12 protein-coding genes are annotated in these 14991 nt (G+C 70.7%); 5 read left to right on the forward strand and 7 right to left on the reverse strand.

Features of this window, described 5'->3' with window-relative positions; translation table 11 throughout:
- Positions 1-58 precede the first annotated feature (58 nt).
- Complete coding sequence (pepN, locus tag QRY02_RS24800) at positions 59-2626, forward strand: aminopeptidase N (protein WP_285993908.1); 2568 nt, start codon at positions 59-61, stop codon at positions 2624-2626.
- Between the two features lie 394 nt (positions 2627-3020).
- On the opposite strand, the gene QRY02_RS24805 is transcribed toward pepN, so the two are convergent.
- Both QRY02_RS24805 and ctaJ read right to left on the reverse strand, forming a co-directional pair.
- On the reverse strand, positions 3021-3509 hold the full coding sequence (locus QRY02_RS24805) for a DUF5130 family protein (protein WP_285985253.1): 489 nt from the start codon (positions 3507-3509) through the stop codon (positions 3021-3023).
- A complete protein-coding gene (gene ctaJ, locus QRY02_RS24810) occupies positions 3496-3744 on the reverse strand; it encodes an aa3-type cytochrome oxidase subunit CtaJ (RefSeq protein ID WP_285985254.1) in 249 nt (82 codons plus the stop codon). The genes QRY02_RS24805 and ctaJ overlap by 14 nt, the downstream gene beginning before the upstream one ends.
- 278 nt (positions 3745-4022) lie before the next feature.
- Here ctaJ and QRY02_RS24815 point away from each other — a divergent pair, with 278 nt between their 5' ends.
- Positions 4023-4394 (forward strand): hypothetical protein, encoded by a 372-nt coding sequence (locus tag QRY02_RS24815; RefSeq protein WP_285985255.1) that lies wholly within the window; start codon positions 4023-4025, stop codon positions 4392-4394.
- 127 nt (positions 4395-4521) lie between these two features.
- On the opposite strand, the gene QRY02_RS24820 is transcribed toward QRY02_RS24815, so the two are convergent.
- The gene (locus QRY02_RS24820; protein WP_013228590.1) at positions 4522-5019 is read right to left on the reverse strand and encodes an HNH endonuclease; all 498 of its coding nucleotides are present in this window, start codon (positions 5017-5019) and stop codon (positions 4522-4524) included.
- Positions 5020-5377: 358 nt separating this feature from the next.
- On the opposite strand from QRY02_RS24820, the gene QRY02_RS24825 reads away from it, so the two are divergent.
- The 3 genes from QRY02_RS24825 (at position 5378) to QRY02_RS24835 (ending at position 8404) form a co-directional block, all read left to right on the forward strand.
- Positions 5378-6364 (forward strand): mechanosensitive ion channel family protein, encoded by a 987-nt coding sequence (locus tag QRY02_RS24825; protein WP_502874127.1) that lies wholly within the window; start codon positions 5378-5380, stop codon positions 6362-6364.
- A 109-nt stretch (positions 6365-6473) separates the two neighbouring features.
- A complete protein-coding gene (locus QRY02_RS24830) occupies positions 6474-6857 on the forward strand; it encodes a globin (protein WP_465445966.1) in 384 nt (127 codons plus the stop codon).
- Positions 6854-8404 carry a glycoside hydrolase family 13 protein gene (locus tag QRY02_RS24835; RefSeq protein WP_285985257.1) on the forward strand — a complete coding sequence of 517 codons (1551 nt, stop codon included), beginning with the start codon at positions 6854-6856 and terminating at the stop codon, positions 8402-8404. Before QRY02_RS24830 ends, QRY02_RS24835 begins: the two co-directional genes overlap by 4 nt.
- Here the strand turns inward: QRY02_RS24835 and QRY02_RS24840 are convergent.
- The 4 genes from QRY02_RS24840 to QRY02_RS24855 form a co-directional block, all read right to left on the reverse strand.
- Positions 8401-8646 carry a hypothetical protein gene (locus QRY02_RS24840; protein WP_285985258.1) on the reverse strand — a complete coding sequence of 82 codons (246 nt, stop codon included), beginning with the start codon at positions 8644-8646 and terminating at the stop codon, positions 8401-8403. The two genes, QRY02_RS24835 and QRY02_RS24840, sit on opposite strands and share 4 nt — an antisense overlap.
- 67 nt (positions 8647-8713) lie before the next feature.
- Positions 8714-9349, reverse strand: coding sequence for a DUF8010 domain-containing protein (locus QRY02_RS24845; RefSeq protein ID WP_285985259.1), 636 nt, complete (start codon positions 9347-9349; stop codon positions 8714-8716).
- Positions 9342-9761, reverse strand: coding sequence for an acyl-CoA thioesterase (locus tag QRY02_RS24850; RefSeq protein ID WP_285985260.1), 420 nt, complete (start codon positions 9759-9761; stop codon positions 9342-9344). The genes QRY02_RS24845 and QRY02_RS24850 overlap by 8 nt, the downstream gene beginning before the upstream one ends.
- Complete coding sequence (locus QRY02_RS24855; RefSeq protein ID WP_285985261.1) at positions 9758-14746, reverse strand: NAD-glutamate dehydrogenase; 4989 nt, start codon at positions 14744-14746, stop codon at positions 9758-9760. The genes QRY02_RS24850 and QRY02_RS24855 overlap by 4 nt, the downstream gene beginning before the upstream one ends.
- Positions 14747-14991 lie beyond the last annotated feature (245 nt).

Consider the following 14991-nt stretch of genomic DNA (forward strand, 5'->3'; position numbering starts at 1 on the left):
CCGTCCCCATGATTGGATGCGGGGAGTTGAAAACCGATACCAACGACCAGAGGTGCCTGTGCCCGCCCCCAACCTGACCCGCGACCAAGCCAAGCTGCGCGCGGATCTGCTCGACGTCACCGGTTACGACATCGAGCTCGATCTGACCGACGGCCACGGCGGACCCGGGGAGAAGACCTTCGCGTCGACGACGACCGTCCGGTTCTCCAGCGCCCGGGCCGGCGAATCGACGTGGGTCGACATCGTCGCCGACCGCGTGCACTCGGCCACCCTGAACGGCGCGGACGTCGACGTCAGCGCGTATGTCGAGGACAAGGGCATCGCGCTGGCCGGGCTGGCCGCGTCCAACGAGCTCACGGTGACCGCCGACTGCCGGTACATGAACACCGGCGAAGGCCTGCACCGGTTCGTCGACCCGGTCGACGACGGCGTCTACCTGTACACGCAGTTCGAGACGGCGGACGCCAAGCGCATGTTCGCCTGCTTCGACCAGCCCGACCTGAAGTCGGTCTACCGGCTCACGGTGATCGCGCCGAAGGACTGGAAGGTCGTCTCCAACGCCATCGTGGAGTCCGCCGAGGAGACGCCGGAAGGCGCCGTCCGCACGGTGTTCAAGGAGTCCGAGCGGATCTCCACCTACCTCGTCGCGTTGGTCGCCGGCCCGTACGCCGAATGGCGCGACGAGTACACCGACGACCACAAGACCATCCCGCTCGGCATCTACTGCCGCGCGTCGCTGGCCGAGCACATGGACGCCGACCGGCTGTTCACCGAGACCAAGCAGGGCTTCGGCTTCTACCACGAGAAGTTCGGCACGCCGTACCCGTTCTCCAAGTACGACCAGCTGTTCGTGCCGGAGTTCAACGCGGGCGCGATGGAGAACGCCGGCGCGGTGACCTTCCTGGAGGACTACGTCTTCCGCAGCCGCGTCACCCGCTACGCCTACGAGCGGCGCGCCGAGACGCTGCTGCACGAGATGGCGCACATGTGGTTCGGCGACCTGGTCACCATGCGCTGGTGGGACGACCTGTGGCTGAACGAGTCGTTCGCGACCTTCGCGAGCGTGCTGGCCCAGGCCGAGGCGACCGAGTACAAGAACGCGTGGACCAGCTTCGCGAACATCGAGAAGTCGTGGGCCTACCGGCAGGACCAGCTGCCCTCGACGCACCCGATCGCGGCCGACATCGTCGACCTGCACGCGGTCGAGGTCAACTTCGACGGCATCACCTACGCCAAGGGCGCGAGCGTGCTCAAGCAGCTCGTCGCCTACGTCGGGCTCGAGCACTTCCTCGACGGCCTGAAGGTCTACTTCGGCAAGCACGCCTGGGGCAACGCCACGCTGGCCGACCTGCTGGGCGCGCTGGAGGAGGCGTCCGGCCGCGACCTGTCGTGGTGGAGCGCGCAGTGGCTGGAGACCACCGGGCTGAACTCGCTGAGCCCGCGCTACGAGGTCGGCGCGGACGGCAGGTTCACGTCCTTCGCCGTCGTGCAGTCGGGCGCGAAGCCGGGCGCCGGTGAGCTGCGCACGCACCGCGTCGCGGTCGGCGTCTACGACGAGGACTCGTCCGGGAAGATCGTCCGGACCCAGCGGGTCGAGCTGGACGTCGACGGCGACCGCACCGAGGTGCCGGACCTGGTCGGGCTGCCCGCGGGCAAGCTGGTCCTGGTCAACGACGACGACCTGACGTACTGCACGATGCGCCTCGACCCGGCGTCCCTGACCACGCTGATCGACCGCGTCGCCGACATCACCGAGCCGCTCCCGCGCACGCTGTGCTGGTCGGCGGCGTGGGAGATGACCCGCGAAGCCGAGCTGAAGGCCCGCGACTTCGTGACGCTGGTGCAGCGCGGCATCCACACGGAGACCGAGGTCGGCGTGGTCCAGCGGCTGCTGCTGCAGGCCCAGACGGCGCTCAACTCGTACGCGGAGCAGAAGTGGGCGGCCGAGACGGGCTGGCCGGCCTTCACCGCGCGCCTGCTGGAGCTGGTCCGCGGCGCCGAGCCGGGTTCGGACCACCAGCTGGCGTTCGTCAACTCGCTGGCCGGGTCGGTGCTGGATGCTTCTGCTTTGTCGGCGTTGTCCGGTTGGCTCGACGGTTCGGCCCCCCTGCCGGGCCTGACGGTGGACACGGACCTGCGCTGGCGGCTGCTGCACGCGCTGGTCGCCCACGGCAAGGCGGCCGCACCGGAGATCGACGCGGAGCTGGCCCGCGACAACACGGCAACGGGCCGCCGCCAGGCGGAGCGCGCCCGAGCGCTGCGCCCGACAACGGAGGCCAAGGCCGACGCGTGGCAGCGAGCGGTGTACGACGACGAGCTGCCGAACGCGGTCAGCGACTCGCTGATCTCGGGCTTCTCCCACCCGGGCCAGAAGGCCCTGCTGGGGTCGTACGTGCCTCGCTACTTCGAGGTGATCGACGAGGTGTGGCAGCGGCGGTCGAGCGAGCGGGCCCAGCCGATCGCAATCGGGCTGTACCCGTCCTGGGCGGTCGCCGCGGAGACGGTGACGGCCTCGGACGAGTGGCTGGAGGGCGACCACCCGCAGGCCCTCAGGCGCCTGGTGTCGGAGGGCCGCGCGGGCATCGTCCGCGCCTTGGCCGCGCGGGACTTCGACGCACAGGCCTGAGTTCGCGTACGAAGGCGGGTCGTGCCCCCGGCACGGCCCGCCTTCGCGAGCGGATGCGCCTTCAGCCGCGGCCGCGCCCGACACGGCTCGTCGGGCCCAGCGTGCCTTGGCCCAGCTCACCCCGGCGCAAGCCGCTCGGCCCCACCGCGCCCGACCCAGCTCACCCCGGCACAAGCCGCCCTCCGGCCACACCCCCCTGCCGACCCGATACGCAGCCGCCTCAGCGGCCGCCAGGCCGTGTCAAGGCACGCTTTCCCGCCTTGACACGGCCTGGGGGCCGTTGAACAATCCGGCGTTCGGGCCGGCGGGAACCACCCGGCAGAGCTCACACAGCCAAACAAGAAAGAGCCCCGCACCTCAACCGAGGTACAGGGCCCTTTCGAAGCCAGAAAGATCAGCGCGGCGCGGGACCCGCTTGGTCCGAAAGCATCCGCAGCGCGTTCACCAGGCCGTTGACCAGTCCGCGGACCAGGTCGCCCTCCTTGAACGACGCCACCATGCTCGCCACCGCCAGCTTGGCGCCGCGGTCCGGGAGGCGCAGGTGCGCCGCCTTGCCCGTGACGATCTCGATCTTGCGCTCGCCCGGGGAGACCGCGATCAGCACCGAGTTCGACGGGTCCGTCGTCGTCGCGTGCAGCTTCTCCGCCGCCGGGCGGCTGTCCTCGCCCAGCTCGCCCAGGTACAGGCTGAAGTCCAAGCCGGTCTCGCGGCTCGCGAACGTCAGTGCCTCGTCCAGGCGGGCCAGCTGGCGGGTGTTGAACGGCCCGGACGGCGCCTCCGGCTCGTACATCTTGGCCGCGGACACCCGCCCGGTGGCCGTGAGAGCCTCTCCATAGCCCAGCTCGGACTCGTCGACGCGCTTCGTCAGCTCACCAGTTGCCACGAGCGCCTCCCGCCGCGGTCGGGGCGCCCTCGGGCGCGCTGTTCTCGGTGCCGGCGTGCCGGTGTCCCGCCCCGTCGGGGTTGGCGCTCCACCACATGGCCGGGTACTCCCAGGCCTGGCCGGTGCGGTGCCGCGCGGCACCGCCGGACCTGCGCCGGAGCGTCAGCAGCCCGGCGAGGCCGTAGATGGCCAGCGGGATCACGGCGAAGACCACGATCGTCTCGACAACGTTCACGGCGCTGAGCGTATCGGATGACCTCCACGCCCACCGCGCGCGGCGCACTCGACCGTTCGTCGTAAGTCGAGTGCCGTCCGCCGCTTGGCTCGCGGCCACTGGAACGTTGGGGCGAAGACCGTCGGGCCGAAAGGTTGCAACTCAACGTACAGGCGGCCGCACCCGCCGCTGTCGTCTTGTCGGGGCCTTGAAATCCTCGTAGCTTTTTCACCTGTACGGGCCTTGCGCCCCGCGCCTCAGCCCCAGCAGGTAACGCACCGGTCCCAGGAGGCCTTGCCATGAACAGCGTCCAGACGCCCGCACAGGCGATCACCGAGACCACCTCGTCACTGAGCGACATCGAATTCACGCCCGGAACACGTGTGACGGCGGGCACAAGGGTTACGCGGGGTACACGCGTCACTCGCGGTACTCGGGTGACGGCCGGAACGCGCGTCACCATGGGCACCCGGGTGACGGCGGGCACGCGGGTCACCCGTGGGACCCGGGTCACCCGGGGCACTCGCGTCACGATGGGCACGCGTGTGACGGCCGGCACGCGAGTCACCTGCGGCACTCGTGTCACGCGAGGCACCCGCGTCACCGGCGGCACCCGCGTCACCATGGGCACCCGCGTCACCTGCCAGAGCGATTTCGCCCTCGCTGCCTGACCCGTCCTCCAGGGCCGCGCGTACTACCTGAGCACGTCGCGCAAGCACCCGGCTCGCCCCGGCCGCCGCACAGGCAGCCGGGGCGCCGGCTTGTCCGGGGGCGCTCCGCCACCTGGACCCGGGAAGATCAAGCGGCGGAGCCGAGATACGGCCGCCAGAGCGGGTCGGCCTCCTTGGAGTGCGCGAGCAGCCGCCAGTGCGGGCCATGGGGCGCCCGCGGGACGATGCGCAGCCGCCAGCCGATCTCCGAGAGCAGCCGGTCCGCCTTGCGGTGGTTGCACTTGGCGCAGCAGGCAACGCAGTTGGTCCAGCTGTGGGGGCCGCCCCGGCTGCGCGGGATGACGTGGTCGATCGTCTCGGCCCGCCCCCCGCAGTAGGCGCAGCGATACCGGTCGCGGTGCATGAGCCCGGCTCGCGTCAGCGGTACCTGCGCGCGATACGGTACGCGTACGTACGTGCTGAGGCGGATCACCGAGGGCACCGGCAGCGAAACCTTCGCCGAGTGCAGCTCGATCCCGCCGGGGTCACCGTGGACCACTTCGGCCTTGCCGCACATCACGAGCACGACCGCGCGCCGCAGCGGCAACGCGGTCAGCGGCTCGAAGGTGGCGTTGAGCAGGAGCACCCGGCGCCGACCCCACGTCGGGGCGGCCGGATCCCGGCCTCTACTACGCTGTCCGGGCGGGCGGGTCACTCCCCCTGGGCGGGTCCCCGGCCCGGCCGGGACGGCTCCGCCGGATGCGGAACCCCCCGGGTAGGCACGCAGAACCACCTCTGGCGTCTCGTCGGCCGTGGCTTGGCCGGAGACGCCGCGGGGGCTGGGTTGTCGGTCTGGCACTCGACCACCTCCAGGGGCGTAGGCATAGTCGACCACAGAACAGGCCCCCAGCGCACGTGTGTTACAAGACGTGTCACATCCCCGCGACCCAACATCCACTCGGCGTTGGGGTGTCCGACCCGATCGGAAGGATGAACGAACCCCCGTGCTCCCCTTGCTCCCCTCCGCCGACACGCCGTGCATCAGAGATCCGAGCACGTTCTGTTTCCAGGTGTACGACCTCACGAACAACGTGTGGCTGGCGGGCTCGGCGAACTGGCTCATCACCAAGCCGGTCAAGATCCTGATGATCATCGTGATCGCGTTCGTGGTGCGCCTGATCCTGAGAAGGCTGATCAACCGCGTCACGACCCTGCCGAAGACGGGCGGCAAGCTCCCGTCGATGCTGCGCCCGCTGCGCGAACGCGCTCCCGAGGTGCTCGGGACCGCCATCATCGAACGGCGCCGCCAGCGCGCGATGACCATCGGCTCGGTGCTCAAGTCGATGGCGACGTTCCTGGTCTACGGCCTGGCGTTCATCCTCGTGCTGGGCGAACTCGGCATCAACCTGGGCCCGATCATCGCGTCGGCCGGCATCATCGGCGTCGCGATCGGGTTCGGCGCGCAGAACCTGGTCAAGGACTTCCTGTCCGGGATCTTCATGATGGTCGAGGACCAGTACGGCGTGGGCGACGTCGTGGACGTCGGCGAGGCGTCCGGCACGGTCGAGTCCGTCGGCCTCCGGATCACGACGCTGCGTGACGTCAAGGGTACGGTCTGGTACGTCCGCAACGGCGAGGTGCTGCGCGTCGGCAACTCGAGCCAGGGCTTCGCGGTGGCGCTCGTCGACGTCCCGCTCGGCTACACCGCCGACGTCGAGCGCGCGGCGACGGTGCTCGCGGAGGCGGCCTCCACGGCCACCGAAAGCGACGCGCTGAAGGACAACATCCTCGAGCCGCCGGAGATGCTGGGTGTGGAAAGCGTCACACCGGAAGGCCTCCAGCTGCGCCTGACGGTGAAGGTGCGGCCGGGCAAGCAGTGGGCGGTGCAGCGGGCGTTGCGCGCCCAGCTGCTGGCGGCCCTGGAGGAGGCCGGCTTCGACCCGCCCCTCGGCCGGCTGTTCCCGCCCGCGGCCCCGGCGGCCGGTAAGTAGCCGCCGCGAGCGCCGTTACGCTGGGGAGCGGGTTCGCGACGAACCGGTATTGAGCGGACCGGCCGTCGGGAACCCGCACCCCAGGGGCAAAATGGAAGGCGTGTCTGCAGTGAGCGAACCGGCGAACCTCTACGAAGCGGTCGGCGGCGAACCGACGTTCCGCCGGATCGTCGGGCGGTTCTACGAGGAAGTGGCGCGCGACGAGGTCCTGCGGCCCCTGTACCCGGAAGAAGACCTGGGTCCGGCCGAGGAGCGGTTCCGGCTGTTCCTCATGCAGTACTGGGGCGGCCCGCACACCTACTCCGACCAGCGCGGGCACCCGCGGCTGCGGATGCGGCACGCGCCGTTCAAGATCGGCCCGATCGAGCGGGACGCCTGGTTGCGCTGCATCCGGATCGCCGTCGACGAGGAGAACCTGGAAGAGCCGTACCGCGGGCAGCTCTGGGCCTACCTGGAGATGGCTGCGCACAGCATGATGAACAGCTTCGTATGAAACCGGGAGCCTGGTGGCAGGACGCCGTCTTCTACCAGGTCTACGTACGTTCGTTCGCCGACTCGGACGGCGACGGCGTCGGGGACCTGGAAGGCATCCACTCCCGGCTCGGTTACCTGGAGCTGCTGGGCGTCGACGCGCTGTGGCTGACGCCGTTCTACCGCTCCCCCATGGCCGACCACGGCTACGACATCGCCGACCCGCGGGACGTCGACCCGATGTTCGGCACCCTCGGCGACTTCGACGTGCTGCTCACCGAGGCACACAAGCGGAACATCAAGGTCACCGTCGACGTGGTCCCCAACCACACCAGCAACCAGCACGCCTGGTTCAAGTCGGCGATGGCCGCCGCGCCGGGCAGCCCGGAACGGGACCGCTACATCTTCCGCGACGGCGTCGGGCCGAAGGGCGAGGACCCGCCGAACAACTGGGTCAGCGCGTTCGGCGGCCCGGCCTGGACGCGGGTGCCGGACGGGCAGTGGTACCTGCACCTGTTCGCGCCGCAGCAGCCGGACCTGAACTGGGCCAACCCGGAGGTCGCCGCCGACCTCGAACGCACCCTGCGGTTCTGGCTCGAACGCGGCGTCGACGGCTTCCGCATCGACGTCGCGCACGGCATGGCCAAACCGCCCGGCCTGCCGGACATGGACCCGCGCGCCGACGCACTGGGGCCGAGCCACTACTACGACCCGCGCTGGGACCACGACGGCGTCCACGAGATCCACCAGATGATCCGCAAGGTGCTCGACGAGTTCCCGGACGCGATGGCGGTCGGCGAGATCTGGGTGACCGACGAGGAACGGCTGTCGCGCTACCTGCGGCCCGACGAGCTGCACCTGGCGTTCAACTTCCGGCTGGTGCTGACCCACTTCGACGCCGACGCCATGCGCACGGCCATCGAGCGCTCCCTCACGGTCCCGGCCCGCACGGGCGCCCCGGCGACCTGGACGCTGGGCAACCACGACGTCTGGCGGCAGGTCAGCCGCTACGGCGGCGGTGCGGTGGGCGTGCGGCGCGCGCGGGCGATGGCGCTGGTGGAGCTGGCGCTGCCCGGCGCGGTGTACCTGTACAACGGCGAAGAGCTGGGGCTGGCGAACGTCGAGCTGTCCCCGTCGGACATGGCGGATCCGCGCGCGAAGACCAGCGGGGCCGAGTACGGGCGGGACGTCGCGCGGGTCCCGCTGCCGTGGGAGGGCGACCTGCCGCCGTTCGGGTTCTCGCGCAACCCGCGGACTTGGCTGCCGATGCCGGCGGAATGGGCCGGCCTGACGGTCGAGAAGCAGATCGAGGACGCGGACTCGACGCTCTCGCTGTACCGGCAGGCGATCGAGCTGCGGAAGACGCATCCGGCGTTCGGCGGCGACGAACTGGAGTGGTACGGCGCGCCCGCGGGGTGTTTCGCGTTCCGCCGCAAGGGTGGCGGGCTGGTGTGCGCGCTGAACACCTCGGCCTCGCCCATCGCGCTGCCGCCGGGTGAGGTGCTGTTGTCGAGCAGTCCGCTGGTCGAGGGGAAGCTGGCCGCGGACTCGGCCGCCTGGCTCGTCTAGCTCTGGTTGCCCGAGCCGTCGTCGAAGGCGCCGCTCGCCAGCCACGCCACCAGCGCCGCGGCCTGGAGGTAGGGCGCCGCCTGGGCGGCCGCCCGGCCCGCCGCACGCGTGCGGCCCCACCTCTCAGGTCGTTCGGCGCGCTCCGGCGCCCGCTCTCCCGCCGGACGGTCCTGCCGCCAGTGCGGCTCCGAAACGCGGACTTCCTCCAGGAAGTCCGCGGTCGGGTCTTCGTCCGAGCTCATGCCTCCAGCGTGCCACCGCCCGGCGAAGAGCGGTGGCCGCCGTAAGGACTTCGTCAGAACAGCGCCGTCAGAAGAGCAGCGGCAGCAGCGCGTGCCGGCGCCGCACGATCGCGCCGTACCGGGCGTCGAGGCGCAGCCACGAGTCCGTCGCCGTCACGCGGACGACGTCTCCGGCCACGTCCGAGTCCACGAACCCCATGCCGGACATCGCGAACAGGCAGCGCATCTGCACCTTGACCTCGACCGAACCGCCGCTCACGGTCAGCACCGCCTGGTCCATCAGGGACGCCGGCGGCGTACCGTGCGGGCCGGCGTTGTCCCTGGCCAGGGTCACGCCACGGTCCGCCAGCTCGGACACCACCTGCGCCGGCAGCTCGTCGATCAGCGGCCAGCGGCCCGACGGTGGCAGCTCGCCGTGCCACAGCAGGTCGCGGGCCGGGCCCGGGTCCATCCGCGGCCCGCCGGCCACGGTCAGCGCCGCGAGCAGCTCGTTGCCGGACACCGTGACGTCGCCGGGGGTGACGTCGCCGGCCACCGCGCGGGTGGCCAGGCACTCGAACGGCGTCGCCGTCCAGGCCTCGACCACGCCGTCGCCGCGCTGCCGCAACCGGACGGCCGTCTGGCCGTCCAGCCGGACCGCACGGGCGACGAACGCCCCGAGGGTCTCCCGGTCGGCCGCGTCCGGCACGAACAACTCAGGCATCCGCGAACCCCTGCTTCAGAAACTCCGACTCGGCCGGGGTGAGCCTACGCGGCCGCAGCTCGACCGTGTCGTACGGCGCCAGCAGCGTCTCCGCCGTGACCGCCACCGGGTCGTCCTCTCCGGGCCCGGTGTGGACGCGGTAGGCCAGTGTGAAGCTCGCCGCGCGCAGCTCGGTCAGGTCGATGTCGATCCGCAGCTGCTGCCCGGACACCACGATCGGCGCCTTGTAGGCCACTTCCAGCCGCACCACGACGATGCCCTTCGGCAGCTGCTCCAGCCCCGCCTCGACCGCCGCGCTGAACAACAGCGGGATGCGCGCCTCTTCGAGCAGCGTCACCAGCTTCGCGTGGTTGATGTGGCCGTAGACGTCCATGTCCGTCCAGCGCGGGCGGACGTGCGCAACGTAGGTCATCGCACCGTGCTCCGGATCTGGCGGGCCGCCACCGAAAGCGTCGCCAGGTCGAGCCGGCCGGACTTGGTGATCTCGTCGAGCGCGACGCGCGCCCGCTGCAGCCGGGACGCGTTCGTCTTCTCCCACTGCGCGATCTTCGCGTCCCCGGACGAGCCGGGATCGCTGTGCCGCAACGCGTCCAGCGTGATCGCCCGCAGCGAGCTGTAGACGTCGTCGCGCAGGGAAAGCCGGGCGAGCGCGTGCCAGCGGTTGCCGCGTTCGAGCTTGCTGATCTCGGTGAGCATCTGGTCGATGTCCAGGTGCGCCGAGAGCGCGTAGTACAGCTCCGCTGTCTCGGCCGGGCTGTGCACGGCGTCCACGCCGATCTGCTGCTCGGCGAGCTCGGCCACCTCGGTGACGTCGAGCAGGCCGTAGGTGTGCAGCAGCAGCGACACCCGGCGGGCCAGGCTCGCCGGCACTCCCGCGTCGATCAGCTCGTCCGCGTGCGCCTGCACGGACTCGGCCTCGCGGCCGCGCAGCAGGTCGCCGAGCTTCGGCACGAGCTTGCCCAGCACCCGGCTGAAGCGCTTGATCTCGGAGAGCGGCGCCAGCGGTTGCGGCCGGTTGGTGAGGAACCAGCGCGCGGCCCGGTCGAGCAGCCGCCGCGTCTCCAGCACCATCGCGTCGGCGACGTCGGTGTGCACGACGTTGTCGAGCGCGTCGATCTCCTTCCACAGCGCGGGCAGGTCGAACACCTGCGTCACCACGGCGTACGCGCGCACCGCGTCCGTCGCCGTCGCGTTCATCTCCTCCATCAGCCGGTAGACGAACGAGATGCCGCCGCCGTCGACCACTTCGTTGGCGATCAGCGTGGTGATGATCTGCCGGCGCAGCGGGTGTTCGCCGATCGCCGAGCCGAACCGCTCGCGCAACGGCTTCGGGAAGTACTCGGGCAGCCGGGCCGCGAACACCTTCGAGTCGGGCAGGTCGCTGGCCAGGAGCTCGTCCTTCAGCTCCAGCTTGACGTGCGCGAGCAGGGTCGCCAGCTCCGGCGAGGTGAGGCCCTTGCCCGCCTTCTCCAGCTCGCGGAACTCCGAGTTGCTCGGCAACGCCTCGAGCTTGCGGTCGAACGCGCCCGCCGACACCAGCGCCTGCACCTGGCGGGCGTGCACCGACAGCATCGGCGCGGCGTGCGCCCGGCTGACGCCGAGAACGGCGTTCTGCCGGTAGTTGTCCTTGAGGACCAGCGCGCCGACCTCGTCGGTCATCTCCTCCAGCAGCTCGTTGCGCTGTTCGCGCTCGAGCTTGCCGGTCTGGACGAGGTGGTCGAGCAGGATCTTGATGTTGACCTCGTGGTCGGAGCAGTCGACGCCGGCAGAGTTGTCGAGCGCGTCGGTGTTGATCTTGCCGCCGTTGCGGGCGAACTCGATCCGGCCCAGCTGCGTGAGGCCGAGGTTGCCGCCTTCGCCGAAGACCTTGACGCGCAGCTGATTGCCGTCGACGCGGATGGCGTCGTTGGCCTTGTCACCAGCTGCCTGGTGGCTTTCGGTCTCGGCCTTGACGTAGGTGCCGATGCCGCCGTTCCACAGCAGCTCGACCGGGGCCAGCAGGATCGCCTGGATCAGGTCCATCGGCGCCAGCGCCGTCACGCCCTCCTCGAGGCCGAGGGCCGCGCGGACCTGCGGGCTGATCGGGATCGACTTCGCCGTGCGCGGGTAGATCCCGCCGCCTTCGCTGATCAGCGAGCGGTCGTAGTCGTCCCACGAGCTGCGCGGCAGGTCGAACAGCCGGCGCCGCTCGGCGAACGACGAGGCGGCGTCCGGGTCCGGGTCGAGGAAGACGTGCATGTGGTTGAACGCCGCGACCAGGCGGATGTGCTCGGACAGCAGCATGCCGTTGCCGAAGACGTCGCCCATCATGTCGCCGATGCCGACCACGGTGAAGTCCTCGGTCTGGGTGTCCTTGCCCAGCTCGCGGAAGTGCCGCTTGACGCTCTCCCACGCGCCCTTCGCCGTGATGCCCATGGCCTTGTGGTCGTAGCCGACCGAGCCGCCGGAGGCGAACGCGTCGCCGAGCCAGAAGCCGTACTGCGCGGAAACCTCGTTCGCGATGTCGGAGAACTTCGCGGTGCCCTTGTCGGCGGCGACGACCAGGTAGGAGTCGTCCGCGTCGTGGCGGACGACACCGGGGGCGGGCACGGTCTTACCCTCGATGCGGTTGTCGGTCAGGTCGAGCAGGCCGGAGATGAACATGCGGTAGCAGGCGATGCCCTCGGTGAGCTGGGCGTCGCGGTCGATGCTCGCGTCCCCGCTCGGGGCCGGCGGGCGCTTGACGACGAAGCCGCCCTTCGCGCCCACCGGCACGATCACCGCGTTCTTCACCGCCTGGGCCTTGACCAGGCCGAGGATCTCGGTGCGGAAGTCCTCGCGCCGGTCCGACCAGCGCAGGCCACCGCGCGCGACCTGGCCGAAGCGCAGGTGCACGCCTTCGACGCGCGGGGAGTACACGAAGATCTCGAACTTCGGCCGCGGTTCGGGCAGGTCGGGCACGCCGGCCGGGTCGAGCTTGATGGCCAGGAACGGCCGCGGCCTCCCGTCGGTGCCCATGACGTGGTAGTTCGTCCGCAGCGTGGCCCGGATGACGGCCATCAGGCGGCGCAGGATCCGGTCCTCGTCGAGGCTGGTGACCTCGTCGATCATCGCGTTCAGCTCGGCGGCCAGCGCTTCGGTCGCGGCTTCGCGGTCGGCGTCGGACAGCGTGGGCGCGAACCGGGCCTCGAACAGCCGCAGGAGCTTGGTCGCGACCTGCGTGTGGTTGAGCAGCGTGTTCTGGATGTAGTCCTGGGAGAACGCGCTGCCGGCCTGGCGCAGGTACCGCGAGTACGCGCGCAGCACGGCGGCCTGGCGCCAGGTGAGCCCGGCGCGCAGGACGAGGCCGTTGAGGCCGTCGACCTCGGCGTCGCCCCGCCAGGCGGCCTCGAAGGCGTCCTGGAAGCGGCCGCGCAGCTCGGCGACGGCTTCGCCGTCGGACTCGTCGAGCATCTTCTGGTCGACGTGCAGGCCGAAGTCGTAGATCCAGCACGCGCCGCCGTCCTCGCGGTGCAGCTCGTACGGCCGCTCGTCGACCACCTCGACGCCCATGGCCTGCAGCACCGGGAGCACCTTCGAGAGCGTGACGCCCTCGCCGCGCAGGTAGAGCTTGAAGCGCCGCTCCCCCGGCCCGGCGTCGGCGGGCTGGTAGAACGAAAGCGCGAGGTCGCCTTCGTCGGTGAGCGAGTCGAGCGAGCGGAGGTCGGCCAGCGCCTCTTCGGCGGTGAAGTCCTCCTTGTAGCCCTCGGGGAAGACCATCGCGAAGCGCTGGCCCTGCTCGGTGGCCGATTCCTCGCCGACGATCCCGACCGCGACGCCGCCGTCGGCGCGCTCACGGCGTTCGTCGAGGACGGCCTCGACCATCCGGTCGTCCCAGGTGCGGACGGCGTCGTTCAGCCGGTCCTGGATCTTGAGCGTGTCCGGCTCGAGGCGGCGTGCCGGGTCGGTGTGCACGACGAAGTGCACCTGCGCCAGGACGGTCTCGCCGATCCGCGCGCTGTACTCGAGCTGGGTGCCTTCGAGCTCTTCGAGCAGGACTTCCTGCATCGCCAGCCGCGAGCGCGTCGTGTAGCGGTCGCGCGGGAGGTAGACCAGGCAGGAGTAGAAGCGGCCGTAGGGGTCGCGGCGCAGGAACAGCCGCAGCCGGCGGCGGTCCGAGAGCGTGATCGCGCCGGTCGTCGTCGAGTAGAGCGAGTCGGTGTCGGCCGAGAACAGGTCGGCGCGCGGCCAGTTCTGCAGGATCTCGAGCATCCGCTGGCCGGAGAACGACTCGATCGGGAAGCCGGCGCGGTGGATGACCTCGCGGACCCGCTTGCACACGACGGGGATGTCGAGGACGTTCTCGTGCAGCGCGGTGGTGGTGAACATGCCGAGGAAGCGGTGTTCGCCGGTGACGGTGCCCTCGGCGTCGAAGGTCTTCACGCCGACGTAGTACGGGTAGACCGGCCGGTGCACGGTCGAGGGCGCGCTCGCCTGGGTCAGCACCAGCAGCGTCGGCGCGAGGGCGGTGGCGGCGGTGTCCGGGCCGGCGGTCAGGCCGCGCGCGGCGAGGCTGTCCTGGCGCAGCACGCCCAGGCCGGAGGCCAGGACCGCGCGCAGGGCCGGGTCGTTCGAGTCGGGGTGCGGGTTGTCGATCAGTTCGTAGCGGCGGTAGCCGAGGAAGGTGAAGTGGCCGTCGGCCAGCCAGCGCAGCAGGCGGGCGCCCTCGGCGACCTCGTCCTGGGGCAGCTGCGGCGGGGCCGTCTCGAGTTCGCTCGCCAGCTGGCAGGCCGTCTGGGCCATCTTCTCGGCGTCTTCGACGACCTCGCGGACGTCACCCAGCACGCTGGAGAGCCGGTTGTCGAGCTCGCGGGCCCGGTTGCGATCGGTGACGAAGTCGATCTCGATGTACATCCACGACTCGGCGGCCGAGTTCGCGGGCGGCTCGGCCGGGTCCGCTTCGGGGTGGACCTCCTGCAGTTCGCCGGTGAGGTCACGGGTGACCACCACGATCGGGTGAACGATCCGCTGCACCTGGACGCCGTCCCGGGCGAACTCCGCGGCGATCGAGTCGACCAGGTAGGGCATGTCGTCGGTGACGACCTGCACGACGGTGGCTTCGCGGGCCCAGCCGTCTTCGGCGACGGTCGGGTTCAGCAGCCGCACGGCCGGGCGGCCGGGCATCCGGTGCTTGGCCAGCTGCAGGTGCGACCGCACGGCGCCGACCAGGTTGACGGGCTCGTCGCCGACGATCTCTTCGGGCGGGATGTGCCGGTAGTAGAGCCGGATGAGCTCACCGATCTCCGGCGCCAGCCCGGCGGCGGAGTCGATCAGGTCGTCCCTGATCTGCTCCGGGCTGGCCGGGGAGCGCGAAGCGCCGAATTCGGGTTCGGCGTCGGCTCCGGTTCCGGGTAGGGACGAGACTCCGGTCGAGCTCATTTGAGGCAACTCTCCAGTTTGCGTGAGGTGGCACCGCGCCGGTTCGGCGTTGAGCCGGCCACCCCACACTAATGCGCCGCGATCCGGGATCACATGAAGACCCGGAGGTTCCCCGGGCCGCGAAAACCCTTCCGGGGCTTGGAATTCGCGTGATCGGTCAAGCTACTGACGGGTTGTCTCCAGCGCTCCCGCGCGGCGCTGACCAGCCGTGCTCCGAGGACGTTACCCGACGTGGGGCCAACGTG

The sequence above is a fragment of the Amycolatopsis sp. DG1A-15b genome, assembly GCF_030285645.1.
Classification (GTDB): Bacteria; Actinomycetota; Actinomycetes; order Mycobacteriales; family Pseudonocardiaceae; genus Amycolatopsis.

Coding starts and splice junctions, on each gene's coding strand:
- QRY02_RS24815 (WP_285985255.1), top strand. CDS start 4,023: ATGAACAGCGTCCAGACGCCCGCACAGGCGATCACCGAGACCACCTCG.
- QRY02_RS24835 (WP_285985257.1), top strand. CDS start 6,854: ATGAAACCGGGAGCCTGGTGGCAGGACGCCGTCTTCTACCAGGTCTAC.
- QRY02_RS24840 (WP_285985258.1), bottom strand. CDS start 8,646: ATGAGCTCGGACGAAGACCCGACCGCGGACTTCCTGGAGGAAGTCCGC.
- QRY02_RS24845 (WP_285985259.1), bottom strand. CDS start 9,349: ATGCCTGAGTTGTTCGTGCCGGACGCGGCCGACCGGGAGACCCTCGGG.
- QRY02_RS24850 (WP_285985260.1), bottom strand. CDS start 9,761: ATGACCTACGTTGCGCACGTCCGCCCGCGCTGGACGGACATGGACGTC.
- QRY02_RS24855 (WP_285985261.1), bottom strand. CDS start 14,746: ATGAGCTCGACCGGAGTCTCGTCCCTACCCGGAACCGGAGCCGACGCC.